Source organism: Rheinheimera sp. 1928-s (genome assembly GCF_029269265.1).
GTDB lineage: Bacteria > Pseudomonadota > Gammaproteobacteria > Enterobacterales > Alteromonadaceae > Pararheinheimera.
In genome coordinates, this window is the sequence record NZ_JARIXP010000004.1 from 513201 (window position 1) to 529911 (window position 16711).

General features: G+C 45.3%; 17 protein-coding genes. 4 read left to right on the forward strand and 13 right to left on the reverse strand.

Going from position 1 to position 16711, the window contains the following annotated elements:
• Positions 1-3: 3 nt before the first annotated feature.
• Genes nudK through P3C17_RS12695 form a run of 4 tightly spaced genes read right to left on the reverse strand, consistent with a single transcriptional unit; the run spans position 4 to position 2795 of the window.
• Positions 4-618 (reverse strand): GDP-mannose pyrophosphatase NudK, encoded by a 615-nt coding sequence (gene nudK, locus P3C17_RS12680; RefSeq protein ID WP_300929777.1) that lies wholly within the window; start codon positions 616-618, stop codon positions 4-6.
• Between the two features lie 18 nt (positions 619-636).
• Positions 637-1002: a cupin domain-containing protein gene (locus P3C17_RS12685; protein ID WP_300929778.1), complete on the reverse strand. Its 366-nt coding sequence runs from the start codon at positions 1000-1002 to the stop codon at positions 637-639.
• Between the two features lie 20 nt (positions 1003-1022).
• Entirely contained in the window at positions 1023-1877 is an 855-nt protein-coding gene (locus tag P3C17_RS12690) for an alpha/beta hydrolase-fold protein (protein ID WP_300929779.1), read from the reverse strand.
• A 27-nt stretch (positions 1878-1904) separates the two neighbouring features.
• A complete protein-coding gene (locus P3C17_RS12695; protein ID WP_300929780.1) occupies positions 1905-2795 on the reverse strand; it encodes a dienelactone hydrolase family protein in 891 nt (296 codons plus the stop codon).
• A 557-nt stretch (positions 2796-3352) separates the two neighbouring features.
• On the opposite strand from P3C17_RS12695, the gene P3C17_RS12700 reads away from it, so the two are divergent.
• Positions 3353-6133 (forward strand): TonB-dependent receptor, encoded by a 2781-nt coding sequence (locus P3C17_RS12700; protein ID WP_300929781.1) that lies wholly within the window; start codon positions 3353-3355, stop codon positions 6131-6133.
• A 92-nt stretch (positions 6134-6225) separates the two neighbouring features.
• Positions 6226-8226, forward strand: coding sequence for a metallophosphoesterase (locus P3C17_RS12705; protein ID WP_300929782.1), 2001 nt, complete (start codon positions 6226-6228; stop codon positions 8224-8226).
• Positions 8227-8234: 8 nt separating this feature from the next.
• On the opposite strand, the gene P3C17_RS12710 is transcribed toward P3C17_RS12705, so the two are convergent.
• The 6 genes from P3C17_RS12710 to P3C17_RS12735 form a co-directional block, all read right to left on the reverse strand.
• Complete coding sequence (locus P3C17_RS12710; protein ID WP_300929783.1) at positions 8235-8675, reverse strand: DUF1090 domain-containing protein; 441 nt, start codon at positions 8673-8675, stop codon at positions 8235-8237.
• A 120-nt stretch (positions 8676-8795) separates the two neighbouring features.
• Positions 8796-9032 (reverse strand): helix-hairpin-helix domain-containing protein, encoded by a 237-nt coding sequence (locus P3C17_RS12715; RefSeq protein ID WP_300929784.1) that lies wholly within the window; start codon positions 9030-9032, stop codon positions 8796-8798.
• A 140-nt stretch (positions 9033-9172) separates the two neighbouring features.
• Positions 9173-10129 carry an NPP1 family protein gene (locus P3C17_RS12720; protein WP_300929785.1) on the reverse strand — a complete coding sequence of 319 codons (957 nt, stop codon included), beginning with the start codon at positions 10127-10129 and terminating at the stop codon, positions 9173-9175.
• Between the two features lie 144 nt (positions 10130-10273).
• Positions 10274-11911: a hypothetical protein gene (locus tag P3C17_RS12725; RefSeq protein WP_300929786.1), complete on the reverse strand. Its 1638-nt coding sequence runs from the start codon at positions 11909-11911 to the stop codon at positions 10274-10276.
• 3 nt (positions 11912-11914) lie between these two features.
• Positions 11915-12649, reverse strand: coding sequence for an MBL fold metallo-hydrolase (locus P3C17_RS12730; RefSeq protein ID WP_300929787.1), 735 nt, complete (start codon positions 12647-12649; stop codon positions 11915-11917).
• A 167-nt stretch (positions 12650-12816) separates the two neighbouring features.
• Positions 12817-13155, reverse strand: coding sequence for a YggL family protein (locus P3C17_RS12735; RefSeq protein ID WP_233078119.1), 339 nt, complete (start codon positions 13153-13155; stop codon positions 12817-12819).
• 222 nt (positions 13156-13377) lie between these two features.
• Between P3C17_RS12735 and P3C17_RS12740 the strand changes: the two genes are divergently transcribed.
• Positions 13378-14124, forward strand: a complete 747-nt coding sequence (locus P3C17_RS12740; protein ID WP_300929788.1) for a class I SAM-dependent methyltransferase — start codon at positions 13378-13380, stop codon at positions 14122-14124.
• A gap of 4 nt (positions 14125-14128) precedes the next feature.
• Here P3C17_RS12740 and P3C17_RS12745 read toward each other — a convergent pair whose 3' ends face one another.
• Positions 14129-14665, reverse strand: a complete 537-nt coding sequence (locus P3C17_RS12745) for a DUF5655 domain-containing protein (RefSeq protein ID WP_346015667.1) — start codon at positions 14663-14665, stop codon at positions 14129-14131.
• 68 nt (positions 14666-14733) lie between these two features.
• On the reverse strand, positions 14734-15105 hold the full coding sequence (locus P3C17_RS12750) for a DUF1304 domain-containing protein (RefSeq protein WP_300929789.1): 372 nt from the start codon (positions 15103-15105) through the stop codon (positions 14734-14736).
• 186 nt (positions 15106-15291) lie between these two features.
• Here P3C17_RS12750 and P3C17_RS12755 point away from each other — a divergent pair, with 186 nt between their 5' ends.
• Positions 15292-15882, forward strand: a complete 591-nt coding sequence (locus P3C17_RS12755; protein WP_300929790.1) for a LysE family translocator — start codon at positions 15292-15294, stop codon at positions 15880-15882.
• On the opposite strand, the gene P3C17_RS12760 is transcribed toward P3C17_RS12755, so the two are convergent.
• Complete coding sequence (locus tag P3C17_RS12760; RefSeq protein ID WP_300929791.1) at positions 15847-16707, reverse strand: AraC family transcriptional regulator; 861 nt, start codon at positions 16705-16707, stop codon at positions 15847-15849. The two genes, P3C17_RS12755 and P3C17_RS12760, sit on opposite strands and share 36 nt — an antisense overlap.
• Between the last annotated feature and the right edge of the window lie 4 nt (positions 16708-16711).

Sequence of the window (16711 nt, forward strand, 5' to 3'; positions counted from 1 at the left end):
GCTTTACTGCTCCCTTGTGTCGTTGTTACTAAGCTTGGTTGTTATCAGGCCATTTATTTTGGCGTATTGCAGCAACATAATAGTTTTGCCGTCTTTAATTTCACCTGTTCCAATCATCGAATAGGCTGAATCAAAATCCAGCTCCAACACTTCGATATTTTCCTGCTCATGCGCCAAACCTCCGCCTGCTGAAACCTGCATATTCTCGGTATATTCAGCGGCAAAAAAATGGATGATTTCGGTGACAGAACCCGGCGACATATAAGCTTCAAACAGTTTTTGCACTTGATCTACTTTGTAGCCGGTTTCTTCTTCAGCTTCGCGTTTAATGCAGTCTTCCGGATTGTCCTGCTCCAGTAAGCCGGCGCAGGTTTCAATGAGTAAACCATCTGCATTGCCATTGATATAAGTCGGCAAACGGAACTGGCGGGTCAGGATCACTGTGCCTTTACTGTTGTTGTACAACAAAATAGTAGCGCCATTACCGCGGTCATAGGCTTCACGGTGCTGCTGCTGCCATTCACCACTATGGCTCTGGTACTCAAAAGAATACTTATTCAGGCTGTACCAGTTATCCGACAACAGCGTTTTCTGAATATTTCTGATTTTATTACTCATTAAAAAAACTCTGCCATTCTATATCCAAACATCGTTCTGGGCGGTCAGCGTACTTTGGGTATCACCCGTATTCACCACGCCTTTAGGTTCTACCAACAGGATCTGACATTCATCTTTGGCGCCGGGTTTATGCTTTACGCCTTTAGGTACTACAAACATTTCGCCCGCTTGCAAGGTCACTTTGCCATCTTCAAATTCAATATCCAACACGCCATTTACCACAATAAACACTTCATCGGTATCAGGGTGATCATGCCAGACAAAGTCTCCCTCAACTTTCACCAGCTTAAACTGGTAATCATTCATCTCTGCAATCACCCGGGGCGACCAATGGTTGTCGAACTTTTCAAACTTGTCTTTAAAATTAATGGCCTGATAATTCATACCTTCTCCATAGTTCGCCTTCAGTGTTGTGTCTTTTTATTGAGGTGAAGCAAACCGAAATACCAGCTTTGCAAAGCCACAGTGCCATGACTTTCATGCTGGAAAAATTGCTCGCTCACCTTCACTGTAGGGTGTTTTTTAAGTCTGGAAACCAGTTCCATGCCCCATTGATAGTTCGTCGCGCCTATATCTCCGAAAGCTTCATTATTAGCAAAAGAGAACCAGACATTCGCCTTTGTCAGTTTTTTGTCGTAATCAAGCGCAATGTACTTTCGGTTGAGGTAATTGTTATCCCACAAAGATGTCGGATCGATAATTAAATAGTCCGTAAAAACATCTGGTTGACTCAGCAATGTATGAGCAGCAAACAAACCACCAAAAGATTCTCCAACCAAGATCCTTTTGTCAGAGGTTCGGTACTTTGCATTTATTTGTGGGATTAGTTCTTGCCGGAAGAACTCGATAAAGCGGTCCGCTTGGCCAATATTGTCAAAATCCTCAAGCAATTTGCCCTTAAACACCCAGTCAACATTTGTCGGTGTCAGATCTCGCTCTCGAATAGCGAGCTCACTGTTGGGTATAGCGACAATAATAGCTTCATTGACCTGCTGCTCCAGAATTTCTGTACTTAAAGCGTCCTGGATACCTGCCACTACATTCAGTCGGCGTTGATCACCATCCAACAAATAAATGACAGGATATTCTTTGTTCGACTTACCATAAGAAGGTGGCAGGTACACCGCAAAATTACGCCGTTCCTGCATCACTTTCGAATCAAGACCGTGCCATTTCCCTAATGAATCGGCAGCTTGGGTAACCGCAGATACACTACTGACCAAGAACATAAAAACTAGCTTCCCTACCAACTGATGCATAAAATCCCTCTGTTCAGATAAATAGTTTTAACTCAAATGCTGTTTAAAAAATTCGATAGTACGACTCCACGCCAGCTCTGCAGCGGCTTTGTCATAACGTGGTGTAGTGTCGTTATGAAAACCGTGTTGGGTGTCCGGATAGATAAAACTCTGTGCGTTTTTGCCTGCTGCTTTTAACGCATCGTCGTAGGCTTTGGCACCAGTATTTACCCGCTCGTCGTCACTGGCGTAATGGATTAACAACGGTGCTTTAATTGCAGCCACTTTATCTAAATCGCCCTGACGGCCATAAAAAGGTACAGCTGCTGATAAATCCGCTAATTCTGTGGCAAGAAAATTCGACATGCCACCACCATAACAAAAGCCCACAACACCTACTTTGCCGTTACCTTCGGGCAGCTTTTGTAAAATACGCACGCTTTCAATAAAGTCTTGGCGGGTTTTGTCCTGATCCAAAGTGCCAAACAATTGCCGGGCCTTGTCTTCATCCCCCGGATAACCGCCCAGTGGGTACAAGGCATCAGGTGCAAAGGCAATAAAACCGGCCAAAGCCAGACGACGTGTTACATCTTCGATATGAGGATTCAGACCACGGTTTTCATGCACCACCAGCACCAGCGGTAATTTGCCATTTTGCTGTTTAGGCTTCGCCAGATAGCCCCGTAATTCACCATAGCCTTTTGGGCTTGGAAACGTCAGATAGTGCGTATCCACTGCAGGGTCGTCAGGTTGAATTTGCTGGCCCATCGCATAGTTGGGAGTCAGCGCCTGCAAAATGGTCACAGCGGTCATGCCTGCCACAGCAAATTTTGCTGCACCTGCTAAAAAGTCACGTCGGCTGATATCACCATGCACATAACGGTCAAATAAACGCAGGGTTTCAGGATGAAAATCTTTGGCCGTTTTACGTTCAGACATAACAACTCCGCTGTGTTGAAAATACAATGAGCGCTTTTTGCGAAACGCCATCTTTTGTGGTCTGTTTACATACTGCACCCGACAGCGCTGCAGGCACAACCTTTAATTTATTCGTATAGCCCCAGCTGAAACAGAAACATAGCAGCACAGATAAAGTTGCAAAGTTAATCGCAAAAAAATGCTGTTTTATCGCCTTTGTAAAAAAAACGATGGTTCAAGCTGACGTGATTTTACTGCTGCCAACCACAAAAAAACCTTGGCAGCAGACTGTCGGAAAAAGCAAAAAAAACACGTCATAAACATATGATTTAAAATAACTTTTAGTACTCTTCAAAAAAACAACAAATGAAATCGGTTACATTCAACATCTTTTCCCTCATCAGGGCCCCTAACCTTTTTCTCTCTTTTTGTTCACACTTCCACTTCAACCCCTTCTCATCACTGAAATAAAAACATCATAGTTGCTCTGTAATCTCGCCCGTCATTGAGCACCGTCTCAGCCCTTTCAGGGCGGTATGGTGGCAAAAAAAACAAAAACATCAGCTAAGGGTTTGGGAATGAAACATCAGAATCAATACCGTCATCATCTTGTATCAAAACGCACAGCTTTAAGTTTGGCCGTAGGCCAGTTGTTGCTGGGTTCAGCCATCAGTTTACCTGCTTATGCACAAGACCAGCAGACTGAGCAGAAAGTTGAAGTTATAGCGGTTAAAGGCACCTACAGCAAAAGTCTGGAACAAGCCGTTGATATGAAAAAAGAGAACATTGGTTTCTCTGATTCTATCGTAGCCACCGACATTGCCGATTTCCCTGAGCAAAACCTGGCAGAAGCTCTGCAACGTATGCCTGGCGTCACTATTGAGCGGAACAAAGGCTTGGGTAGCAAAGTGAATGTGCGCAGCCTGCCTTCTGAATTTACTCATGTGTCGATCAATAACCTGGCTACAGCTTCAGGCAGCGGTGGTCGTGATGTTGAGTTTGATATTTTTGCCTCTGAAATTATCCAAAGTGTGACTGTGCAAAAATCTCCTACTGCAGCAGATGAAGAAGGTGGTATCGCAGGTTCAGTGCAAATTGGCACAGCCAAACCTTTTGATTACAGCTCAGCCCAATTTGTGGTGTCTGCTGAAGGCGCTCATAACTCTATTTCAGAAAAAACTGATCCTAAATTCTCGTTCCTCGCCAGCGACACTTTTGGTGACTGGGGCGCGTTAGTGTCATTCTCTAAAGCAGAGCGTAGCAACAGAACAGACTCCAACTCTGGTATCAATTTCCGTCCTATGGGCCGTTTCCTTGAAGCTTCAGCACCACGCTCAACTCAGGCTGCGGCAGTGCTGGAACGTGATGCTGGCGTGATCGTCAGTGATTTCAGAGATAAAGACGAGACCAGCCGTATTATTTTCCAGGATAAGGTAGGCGACCGTGTCTTCCAGAGTGAGCAAGACAAATGGGGCAGCACAGCCGCCATCCAATACAAACCAAGTTCAACCTTCAGTCTGACCTTTGATGCCATGTTAGGTGGTTATGACAACACTGAAGATGAATACGATGCAGCAGCTTACACAGCATCAAGCCGCAGTACACTGGAAACCATTCATGCCTACGACGATACCACGCTGGCTGACTACGGTATGGTGGTTCTGACTGACGTGTCTTACACTGCCACTCAGCACGAATTTTTAAGCAAAGAACGTATCAACGAAACTGATTTCACTCAGTACAGTGCTACGATGGACTGGTTGGTCAATGGTTGGGATATCAATGCGTTAGTGGGTTACTCAGGCGCTGAGAAAACAGCTGACTACGCCAACCTGAAACATGTGGCTTATGCACCATCGCGCAGCCGCTGGACTGCCAATGGCGGAGAAACCGTCATGAGCGCCAACCCGGCCAGCATCGACATGTACAACGCTGCCGACAAATACCTGTTTGAAGCTTATGAAACCCAACTGGAAGAAGTGCAGGACGACAAATATGCCGCTCAGCTCGACTTCAAAAAAGAGCTGGAATTGTCCATGCTGCCTGCACTGAGCAGTGTGCAGTTTGGTGTGCGTTATACCGACAAATCCAAAGAACGTAACTTTGGTGAGATCAAAATTCAAGGCCCAACAGCAGGCGACAGCTCTTGGGTAAATACCCGTACATTGCAGGACAGTGAACTGGGTTATGTGACTGATATCGCCTCTGGCGGTGGTTACAAGGCCAAAGACCTGAACTGGATGCAGGTGTCCAACGACTACGCCCGCAGCACTTTCCGTTATGCCGGTTTCTTCACTCCGTTCCAGGATAATCAGTACTACCGTGTTGATGAAGAAGTGACAGCTTTGTATGCCATGACTAACTTTGATTTTGAATTAGGTAGCTTGCCGAGTAAGTTAAACGCAGGTGTACGTGCAGTAGACACTGCAGTAACCTCTTTTGGTTACCACCCGGTTCAAAACGAAGATGGCACTACAGGTTACACTGAAGATCCAGTCTCTGCAGACGGTAGCTACAACGATGTGTTACCCAGCTTTAACCTGACAGTTGAAGTGGCAGAAGATGTGATTTGGCGTACAGCTGCATCAGAAACCTTAATGCGCCCTGCCCTGGGTGATATTGCTTACAAACGCACAGTCAGTTGGAATGAGTTCCGCTTTAAAGACGGCAACCCAGGTCTGAAGCCAACCAAGGCAAAACAATGGGAAACCGGTGTTGAATGGTACATGGAAAACGGCGGTATTCTGGCAGCCTCTTACTTCTGGAAAGATATTGAAGGTGTAGTACGTGAAGAGCTGACCGGAGTAGTAGAAGACGTAGAAAAACGTAATGCCGACGGTTCATTAGACGGTTATTACGATTTTGAAGTGTTCCAGCCAGTCAACGCTGAAGGTTCGTACAAAGTGACAGGTCTGGAGCTAATCGCCCAGTTGCCTTTAACTATGCTGAGCGACTCACTGGAAGGTTTTGGTATCAACGCCAACTACACTATGCTGGACAACAGCTTAACTGGTGCTTCTGATTTAGATATACCAACGCCGCCAGAAGGTTTAGCCGATACCACCTACAACTTTACGCTGTATTACGAAAACGATATTTTTGATGCTCGTCTGTCTTACAACTACAAAGACAAGTACGTAGAGTACATTCATCTGAATATGTACCCAGTGTACCGTGACGCTTATGGCCAAACAGACATAGCTTTAGGTTACCAGTTGACAGATAACGTTAAACTGAGCTTAAAAGGTATCAATATTACAGACGAAGAAACCAGCGGTTACACTATGAACCCGGCTTTCCCTGTGATGAATGAGTTCTCAGGCAGAAGAGTAAGTTTAGGTCTGCGTGCCGACTTCTAATACTGTTACTCAGCTTGTTTAAGTGATAAAAAAGACCAAGGCCACAGCATCGCTGTGGCTTTTTTATTAGAATTTCAAGGAAAGCACCACTGATGAAAACCCTTTGTTTTGGCTTTGTATTCGCTTTGTTTGGTTTGCCAGCGCTGGCCACTCCGGCAAGCGCTCCGCAACAAATCGCCTTTTTACCTGATGTGCATTTTCACGATGTGTATGCCAACTTCCCTGACGGCAGTTTTAAAGGCCTGCAAAGCCAAACCACAGGCAAAGCAGCCACTATCCGCACTATGGCCGCTCAGCTGCAATCTACAAGGCTTTTTAACGAAAACTACTTTGCGCTGCGTGCAGCTTTAGATGATCTGGTGCGTCGTAATGTCAAACTGGTGGTATTGCCGGGAGATTTCAGCGACGACGGCCAGACTGCCCATATACGGGGTTTAAAACAGATCCTGCAGCATTACAGCAGCACTCACGGCCTGAAATTTTTACTGACGCTTGGCAATCACGACCCGGTACGGCCTTATGCCCAGAGCGCAGGCAAACCCGACTACTTAGGTCCTGACGGCAGGCCTCTGGCTATTTACAGCCCAGGCTCTGAACCTTGTGTTGGCAAAGAGAAAAGTGTGGTTTGCACTGAAGAAGTAAAAGAGCTGGGATATGCCGAGTTGATGACAGAGCTATCGGACTTTGGCTTTTACCCCAAAGCTGATGATCTGTATTGGGAAACACCTTTTAGCAACTACGATCAAAGCAATTATCACTACAGCCAAGCTCTGGCTCAATCAGATTTAACCAAACGTCAGTTGGAGATTTGTTTGCAAGGGGCTGGTGGCGCTTTTAAAAAACCACATCACAGCCATTGCCAGTTTATTGCTGATGCAAGTTATCTGGTGGAACCTGTTCAGGGTTTGTGGTTGCTGGCCATAGATGCCAATGTGTACAAACCTAAAGCTAATTATCAGGGCAAAGGCCAGGAAGCAGCTGCTTTTGAAGGCTCTGGCAACGCAGGTTACAACGCGATGTTTGACTACAAGCCTGCAGTGATGCAATGGGTGAAACACGTGGCAAAACGAGCCAAAGCTCAGGGCAAAACACTGATCACTTTTAGCCATTATCCGATGATTGAGTTTTATCAGGGCCAGACAGAGCAGATAGCTACCTTGTTGGGTGAACAACGTGGTCAGTTATCACGCAGCCCACAGCAGCAGATCAGCCATCAATTAGCAGACCTTGGCGTACAGCTGCATATTGGCGGTCATATGCATTTAAATAATACCGCTGTGGTGAAATCGAACAGCGGTAACAGCCTGGTCAATATTCAGGCCCCCTCTTTAGCCGCTTATGTGCCCGCCTATAAATTACTGACGCTGACCAGCAAAGAGCACATCAAGGTGCAAACCATAGTGCTGGAGCAAGTGCCGGGTTTTGATCAGCTGTTTGAGCATTACCAAAAAGAATGGCAGCAGTTAAAGCAGGACAAACAACCATTATGGGATGCCAGCATTTTGCAGTCGAAAAACTACCGTGACTTTGCCAATGGTCATTTACGCGAGCTGACACGCTTACGCTTTTTACCCAAGGACTGGCCGGATGAACTGAGGCAGTTACTGCTGGGTTTAAATGGCGAACAAATGTTAGTGCTCTCAGAGCTCGACAGCAGTGTCACTTTGAAAGAGTTTTCACCAGCTATGTTGCAGCAATTAAGTCAAAGCCCTGAATGGCAACAGGCCAGACAAAAAGCCACAACTAAAGCTGCCACAGCGGGTTTAAAGCTGGAAGACTTCACCCACTGGACAGGCTTTGATTTAGTGCTGGATTTTTACCGCTTACAAAATGCCGGTGAATTGGCTTTAGCTGATATTTCTGCTCAGCGCCTACAGCACTATGGCTTTTTTACCGCGCTGTTGCAGAACGTAGCTACAAAGCCCCAGGCTCAAAACTGGCAAAACTGGACCCTGCCGCAGTATTGCCAAAGCAAATTTTCCGGTTTGTTTCAGATCATCCATGGTTTTTTACAAGGCCAGCCCAATGGTGATTTTATGCTGAATATACAAACAGGCGAATTAACTTCGTTGAACAACACCCAGGCGCCTTAGCCCCTGGGTCAGCGCGGCAATTGCTCCAGATGGCTTAGCTGGTCTTTTAATCTTTTTAGCTCACTGCTGGTTTCTTCCAGCTTTTTACGGTATTTCAACACCTTATCTTTTTTGCCATCCTGCTCTGCTTGCTGCAGATCGGCCTGATACTTCACCAAATCTTTATTCGCATCAGCAAGTTTTTCAGTTAAATCATCTTTTAATTTATTTTCACTGCAGTTGGTTCTGGCGTTATCCAGAGCCATTTGCAAGCCGGCAACCTGATCATTGTCACCTGTTTGTTTAGCCAGATTCAGCTGAATTTCCATCTCACAGAACTTCAGTTCACAGCCTTTTAAGCTGCTGCAACTGGCCTGTGATTGAGCAACAACAGGACTAACAGCGATTAGAGCGGCCAGATACAAAGGTACAAAAAGCTGACGTGGAGAAATAGTTGGGTTAAGCGTCATTTCAGTTTCCTTCTTCAAGACGGTTGAGTGCAACAGAATGTCACAGTACCTTTAAAGCTAGCAGTCCATGCTGAACTCAAACTTAAGCTCTGCTATCTGTTTTTCGTCTGTACCTTCTTGCTACAACCCCAGAGCTGAACGTTGAATCGCGGCTTCAATAGCAGCCAAAGCCTGTGGACTGTTTTTCCAGCAGCTGGTTCTGAGCATAGAGGCCACACGTTCAGCGATTTCTGCAGCGCTGTGGCTGGCAAGTTTTTCAAAAGAATCCAGACCAATTTGCTCAAAGCGTTGGATCACTGTGGGGCCTACGCCTTTTAACTGCAATAAAGCCGTTTTTTCCTGCTCAGTAAAAGCCACGTGAGCCTCCGTGCTGATGTGTTTTATGAACTGCGTTATAACATGTAAGGACAACAGCTGTGAAATACAACGAAGCGAAAACAACGCACGACAAGCAATGTGCTGCAGTCAGGCTGCAGCAGATTAAAAAGAATGGATGCTTAGTAGCGGTCTTTAATATCCTGATAAATACCAGGGTAGTTTGCCTGTAACTCTTTGGCTTTGGTGGCAGCAATATCATCCCAGTTAAACCAGGTATTGGCCCACAAGGCATCAGAGCGCGGCACATTGTTATTCGCCTGCTCCATGATCAACGCATCATTACGGGTTTTAAAGCTGGCAGAACCAAAGTTCGATTGCTCCAGCGCGATGCGGTATTGCGTATTGCGGTCATGGCGGCTGCGCTCATTCGAGTCCCACACAGCTACAGCACGGTAGTGACTGATAATATTAGGCGCATAAAACTCGCCCCAGTTGCCCAGAAACTCCACATTGGCTTTGTCAGTTGCATTGGAAAAACGAAAGGCATGAGTTCGGATGCCGTGTTTGTGATACACCACCAACGGATGGCCATTGTGTTGCTCTAAGGTGTTCATAGCGCGGGTATCAAAGTTACCATGAGCACTGGTGGATACATGACTGACAAATTCTTGATTATGACCTTTCAGAGTCCAGACAATCACAGTTTCAACATCATGACGATGGCCGCCTAAAAAGGTTAAATGCACCGCCTGATCTTTCTCAAAATACAATTCATAAAAATGTGCGCAACGCTCCCAGCCATCCGTCCCTTGCTGGCATAACTGTCTGTGAATGGTATTGGCGGTATTGCCCCAGCCTGCATCACGACAGCCACCATAATAACTGGACGTTGCTGCTAAACCCGGGTTCTGGCGTAAGGATTCATAACGGTGAAATGGGGTGCCCGGATAACAGCCATCTGAGTCAAAATCAAAAGTGGGGTGAAATTTTCTGACCTGGCCTTCGTTATAGGCGGTAATGGCCGTATCCCAACGAGGGAATTCATCGGCATTGGCAGTATTGAGGTTAAAAAAGGTAAAAAAAACTAAACAGCTTTTTACTGTCATTAAGGTGGTTAATTTGAATGTACTGAACACGAGTTGGACCTCCTATTGATGATTGTTGTTTTATCCCAATTCCGCTTTCCAGATTAAAAGCGAAATTAGAAACAACAGTCTAAGGTCCGGTAAATGACAGCATGAAGTCATCATGAAAATTTAATAAAAAGTCAGGAGTAGTTATTACCTGAGTAATTTTCTGATATAAGCCCCGACAAAAGTTGTGATAAAAAATACGCCAACATAGCTTTGCAGTGCCACAAGAAATAGCAGATCATTTTTTGAATCTAAAGATGCGGCCCAGGAGCCAAAAAAGGCACCGCTAAAACTCTGAATACTTAATAAAAAGCTTTCTTTCACAGAAAGTGCATTTGCGCTCAGAAAATAAAGCGCTGCGAAAAGCATAATCACTATGGCAGATGATAAGGCTATATTGGAAATTCGTACTCCCCACCCAAACACACGGCCTAAAAAAAACTTAGTCAGAATGCCAGCAGCAGACATATCCCGCATATGAAAAAACGCCATGTCTTCATAAGCCAGCTTGCCTGTGTCATGAAACCAGTGCTTTAAATTGGAATACTGCTCTTCCATACTTTTGCTGGAGCTGTGTTTGACTAATCCGGCAAATTCACGGGGTGAAAAAAACTTGAACTTAGCTTTCCCAACAAAAAGCTCTGGCACGTTAGTGTAAAAGCGATCCGATATAAATCTATACAGATCAATAGCTTCATTCTTAGCTGTTTTAAGATCTTCCAAATAAGTACATTGAGAAACAGAACTGTTTGCCAAAGACAGTCGAGACTGAATATCACAGTTTTCCAGCTTCAGGTTTCTGGCAACCATCACCTCGGATAAACTGACTTCCTGCATGACTTTCATATTCTTCAGCTCAATGTCTTTTTGCACATGGCTTGATAAAACAGTGACATTTTTCGCAGTTAAATCAGATAAATATAAAGCATTCAGTTCGACGTTCTGTATAGCGACAGTTTCGAATTCATAGCCAAAGACTCTGATATCAGCAGAGCTTCTGGTCAGGTTCGCTTTTTCATTTTGATAACATTCTGTTCCAATACAAAGGTGGCCAACCGGCATTTTGCTGTCAGACACCTCATCCTGACGGTTAAATAACTGGATCTCCGATCTGAAATCTCCACCAATACTCAGTACACCGGCTACAGAAACTTCATTGAGCCAGACCATATCTGCTGGCCCTTTCACGCCAAGATCAAGATAGATATTCCGGCAACAAACGCCACGCAAGGATAAGCCACCTTCCCCATAAAAGCAGACAGATTCCAGATGCACCGAACCGGCCAGCTGACTGGCTTTCAAACTAAAGTGCTTATAAAAAGTACAGTGAGGAAACCATACCGATTTGCTGAAGGTTGAACTCGTCAGCCTGAAATTATCCAAAAAGGTGCATTGGCAAAACAGCAGATCCTGTTCAAAGTGCAAACCGGATAAATGAATTTCTTCAAATTCACACTGGTAAAAAATCAGGGTTTTGTCGGCTGAACTGGCAAACAAAGCTGCCAGGCTTTGTGAGGTGAATTTTATACCGGTAAATTCTGCAGTGTTCGCTGTCACCGCCGGACCATCAACCTGAAGAGCTGATAGCCTGATACCTCGAAAGCAATTGTCTGGTTGCGTAATATCCTGGAACTGCATCAGGTAACTGTGGTTTTGTGTCAGTTGAGTGACGCTGAATTTCTTTAGTTCAGTCCAGTAGCAAAAGCGGATATCACCCACAGAGTCCATTAATAAGGAAAAACGGTGATTCACCTTGTCTTCGTAAATACATTTCAGTGCTTCCAATGCTTAAAACTCCACACTCATACCTTGTTTTGCAAAACCTGAAAAATAAGCTTTTACCTGCTGTTCAAACTGCGGCCAGCTGTCTTCATAACTCATCAGGTACAGCTTTTTTCGCACAGCTTCGGGGTAATCCATCAGGCTGGATAAAGTGGCATGCACCGGATTCCAATCTGTGAGCGTCACGTCATGAAATCCAACATCAAACTTAAGTTCCGACACTATATCGGGTATAGCTATCGTATCAGATGAGTAAAATACCTTATCGTTTACACACAAACCCAGCGTCTTTTTGCCCGGCGTATGAGCCACTTCAAACACATCGTAGTGATTACCTAAACTTTCGAAGCCAGGGCCTGTAAGCGGGCACAATTCAAAATAGTCATCAAAAGCCAGGCTGCCCTCGCCTATTTTTGCCAAAGAGCCTTTTAGTGTCTGCTCCCACAGCTCCTGATAAATATCGGGGTGATAATGAAGTTTGATTTTTTTCTGGTATTTAAAGCGGGTTTCATAAGCAAAACGTTCAAGCCCAAACACATGATCACCATGCACATGAGTAATAAAAATCTCGTCGACATCACCAATAGTCAAACCAAGATCATGCAGTGCGTGTTTTGCAGTGTGCCCGCAATCAATTAATAACACACCATTTGAATTTGACACCAACGCGTTGTTGTTATGATGCAGTAAGGATTCTGAATGACCACACCCTATAATGGTGAATCTGCTGTTTTTATCCATGGTTCAGCTCTCCGCTAGGATCGGGGTTGACACCTCAGCATTCGGGCAGTGCTCTTCCATACTAAATACTGAGTCTGCTTTAGACTTTTGTTATTGCACTGATCTGAAGAGCAATAACAAAAGCTTGCGCTGAGTTTTCCATAACTCAGCAAAAAATGCTTACAGGCTTAAAAACTTACGCCATAGTTCGCATCGACCAACTCACTAACCTTTAATTGGTCAACAGAAGGCAGAGCTTTAAACCATGCGGTGATCACAGAGATATCTTCCTGTGTGGCAGAACCATAACGGTGTGCAGACCAAATAAAGGCTTCAAACTGAGTTTTATCGCCACCGCCGGCCATCACCAGATCACGGCTTTCAATCACAGTAATAAATTGGTCCAGCAATTTGCTGAAATCCTGATCAGACTCCAGTCCTAATGAACAGGACAACATAAAACCGTATTCAGTAAATTCGCCTAAATAGAGCTTTTTCTGTAAACGACGGCTTTTTGGCTTAGACATGAGATCTCCTTGATGCAATGGCCGGAAATTCAGCCAACAGCAGAATAAAAGTGCTATAGGGTCTCGTTATTTCCCCCTGCTTGGCAAGTGTTTTTTCGGATCAAAAGGCTTTTTGTACAAAGTCCAAAGCCAACATTCTTTGAACAGCTTTATGTTACTTCGCAAAAACACCGAACTGAGATATGATGCGCGGCCGAAAATTTGAGCACAATATACAGCACCATGCACTCATCCAACGCGCTTTACACTGATCTTTCTGGTTATTACGACCTGATGTGTGCAGATATCGACTATCAGGCGCAAAGCCAGAGTGCGCGCAGGTTGCATCAATTTTTTGGCGGTGATGGCAGAACTCATCTGGATCTAGCTTGTGGTACAGGGCCACATATCCGGCATTTTCTGGACGCTGGTTATCAAAGCAGCGGTCTGGATTTAAATCAGCCTATGCTGGATAAAGCTCAGCAACGTTGTCCTGAAGCCCGCTTTATGCAACAGAATATGTGTGATTTTCAACTGGAACATCCTGTGGATCTGATCACCTGTTTTTTATACTCCATTCATTACAGCGCCAGTATAAAAAACCTTAAAGCTTGTTTCGCCAGCGTGTTTAACGCTTTAAAACCAGGTGGCGTGTTTTGTTTTAATGCGGTGGATAAAGACAAAATCGATAATAACTCTTATGTACGACACAGCGCCGTGCTGAACAACAGTCATTTTGTGTTTGAATCTGGCTGGAATTACAGCGGCACAGGTGAGCAGCAGTCGTTGAACCTGAGCATAGAAAAAACCACGGCCGATTTGAAGCAGCTCTGGCAAGACCAGCACCCTATGGTAGCCATCAGTTTTGCCGAACTGGAACAACTGCTTTGCCCTTATTTTGAAGTGCATGTGCTTGAGCATAGCTACGAAAAAATCGCAGCATGGGATAACCACTCAGGTAATGCACTTTTTGTTTGTATCAAGCGTTAAGAGCTCAGGCTGCCGCCTCATAAGCGGCTTTTAACCATGCCACTAACTCAGCGTCCACTTCTGCAACATCAGCTAAGCGGATTTTATAGTTACACATCTGGCCTGCTGGCATCACTTTTAGTCTCTCACTCAGAGGCAGATCTTTCACGTTTAAGCCAATTTCAACTGCTGTATTGGTCGCTGGCCCTATCATGCAAAACTGTTTAGCACGGCGATAACTGATATAGGTTTTTTTGGGCGCCGTTTCATAATCACCAAACTGACTCAGCTCTGCCAGCAGCTTCTGATGCACAGGTTTCAATGCGGCCTTTTTATCCCTATAAAGCTCGTTCAGACCTTGCTCCGGATCCTCTGCAATTGCAGCCGTCGGAGCATTATCACTGCGGGCCAGGTGCACAATGGTATTGGCATCGCCATGTCCCATGCCCAAACTACTTTTTAACAGAGCCACCAACTCGCCATGTTTCACCAGGGCTGAAGCCTGAACCAGTTGGGTTAACTCTGCAATGGATTTACCTGTGCGTTTTTCAATATTGGCCAGTTAAGTAGCCAGAGCTTTATCAAGATCTGCCATAAGTGTCTCCGGTTTTAGTCTTTACTTAGGCAACTTTATGCCAAAAACAGCAGCGCCAATGCAAGAGCCGCCGGCATAGCCTGAATATAGAAGATTTTCTTACTGACTGTCATAGCGCCATACACACCAGCCACAACCACACAAAGCAGAAAAAACACTTTAAAATCAAGCCCTGCATCGCCCTGATGCACTATGCCCTGAAACAAGCCCCAGAATAAACCAGCGGCCAGAAAGCCATTGTACAAGCCCTGATTGGCCGCCAGTACTTTGGTATCAGCCGCTTTTTGTGGTGTCAGGCCAAAAGCTTTCATACCTTTAGGTTTGTCCCATAAAAACATTTCCAGCACCAGAAAATACAAGTGCAGTAATGCCACCAGAAGTATCACCAGGTTTGTGATCAACGCCATCTCTTTTTCCTTATGATCAGCGGAATAAATATCATCTTACCTGAGCAGCTTAGCTGTAAACCAAAGATTTTTCTGCTGCTGCCTGTTAAACACAAAAGTAAAAACGAAAGGTCAGTTTTATCCAATACAGCAAGGGTGAGAAAGCCCATAGTCGACGCCTGATTGAGTTACTACAGGAGTACCACTATGACCTTATCCCTTATTATGTCCATGGCGTTATTTGCCTTTGCCGCTTCATTTTCTCCTGGTCCAGTTAACCTGGTATCGGTGAGTCATGGCGCTCGTTATGGTGTGGCGAAAGGCCTGAGTTTTATCACAGGTGCAACTCTGGGTTTTATCCTGTTGTTTTTAATTATTGGCTTTGGTTTGCATCATGTGCTGGCTGCGTTGCCTTTACTGACACTGCTTCTGCAGTGGCTGGGGATCGCTTTTTTACTGTATCTGAGTTACCAGTTATTCAGTGACAACGGAGAGCTGAATAATAACTCTGAAGCTAAAGCGCCTGATTTTATCACCGGAGCCTTAATGCAATGGCTGAATCCCAAAGCCTGGCTGGCATCTTTGTCCGGTATTGCCGCTTATATTCCAGAGGCAAGTACTGAACAGCTACTGCTATTTGCCAGTCTTTATTTGCCTATTTGCTGGCTATCGCTGGCGGCATGGCTTTGGGCTGGTATTGTGCTGCGTCAGTATTTACAGAACCCGCGAAGCATGCGACTACTGAATAAAACTCTGGCGCTGTTACTTGCAGCGAGCTGCATCCTGATCCTGCTCTGACACAGAACGGCGGTACTGATCCGGTGTCGCCGCTACTCTTTGCTTAAATACCCGCTGAAAGTGGGATTGATCACTAAAACCTGTAGTCTGAGCTACTGCAGAAATGGCCTCACCTTGTTTTAACGCCTGCTGCCCCAATTGCACCCGACGGTTTAACCGGTAAGCATGAGGCGTCATATGAAAAAGACGCTTAAATGAGCGAACCAGATAACCTGCACTGTAACCAAATTCTGCACTGATGCTGTCGATAGCCCTGTCTTCATTGCAGTGTTCATTCAGATAAGCGGCCACCTGATACAAAGGGTTAGTTGGCAACAGATCATCTGTTGTCTGGTTGTGTTTATCCAGCTGTAAAAATAATCCGATCAGATAGGTCTTTAACCTCTGCTCTTTCTCATCAACCTTGTGCCGGGGTGACATCAAATACCCGGCCATAGCAACAAAACCGTCAAACAACGAGGTTTCACGGAGCGTATTACTTTGAGTGTCACACCAAAGATCCTGAGGTCTAACGCCAGTCTGCAGTAAAAGATCAGCTAACCAGTGTTTGTCCAGATGCATCATGTAATAAGCCCAGGGAGAGCCTTGGCGAGGGTTGCAGGCATGAACCTGATCCGGGTTCATCACCACCAAAGCCCCCTGCTCCACATAATGCAGCCTGTCGGCGCAAAGAAACTCACTTTGTCCGGCCAGAATAGCCCCCACAGACCACTGCTGATGTGAATGCGGAGCATAAGTGACTTGGCGTCCATCCAGTACCAAACGTAACTCCACATAAGGCAAGCTGCTGTGACGCCAAAATAATGGGTGAGTTGAGGGAGTCATTTAT

Bases quoted from the DNA above. Each gene is read 5' to 3' on its own strand.
- nudK (WP_300929777.1), bottom strand. From the start codon at position 618: ATGAGTAATAAAATCAGAAATATTCAGAAAACGCTGTTGTCGGATAAC.
- P3C17_RS12685 (WP_300929778.1), bottom strand. From the start codon at position 1,002: ATGAATTATCAGGCCATTAATTTTAAAGACAAGTTTGAAAAGTTCGAC.
- P3C17_RS12690 (WP_300929779.1), bottom strand. From the start codon at position 1,877: ATGCATCAGTTGGTAGGGAAGCTAGTTTTTATGTTCTTGGTCAGTAGT.
- P3C17_RS12695 (WP_300929780.1), bottom strand. From the start codon at position 2,795: ATGTCTGAACGTAAAACGGCCAAAGATTTTCATCCTGAAACCCTGCGT.
- P3C17_RS12700 (WP_300929781.1), top strand. From the start codon at position 3,353: ATGAAACATCAGAATCAATACCGTCATCATCTTGTATCAAAACGCACA.
- P3C17_RS12705 (WP_300929782.1), top strand. From the start codon at position 6,226: ATGAAAACCCTTTGTTTTGGCTTTGTATTCGCTTTGTTTGGTTTGCCA.
- P3C17_RS12710 (WP_300929783.1), bottom strand. From the start codon at position 8,675: ATGACGCTTAACCCAACTATTTCTCCACGTCAGCTTTTTGTACCTTTG.
- P3C17_RS12730 (WP_300929787.1), bottom strand. From the start codon at position 12,649: ATGGATAAAAACAGCAGATTCACCATTATAGGGTGTGGTCATTCAGAA.
- P3C17_RS12735 (WP_233078119.1), bottom strand. From the start codon at position 13,155: ATGTCTAAGCCAAAAAGCCGTCGTTTACAGAAAAAGCTCTATTTAGGC.
- P3C17_RS12740 (WP_300929788.1), top strand. From the start codon at position 13,378: ATGCACTCATCCAACGCGCTTTACACTGATCTTTCTGGTTATTACGAC.
- P3C17_RS12750 (WP_300929789.1), bottom strand. From the start codon at position 15,105: ATGGCGTTGATCACAAACCTGGTGATACTTCTGGTGGCATTACTGCAC.
- P3C17_RS12755 (WP_300929790.1), top strand. From the start codon at position 15,292: ATGACCTTATCCCTTATTATGTCCATGGCGTTATTTGCCTTTGCCGCT.
- P3C17_RS12760 (WP_300929791.1), bottom strand. From the start codon at position 16,707: ATGACTCCCTCAACTCACCCATTATTTTGGCGTCACAGCAGCTTGCCT.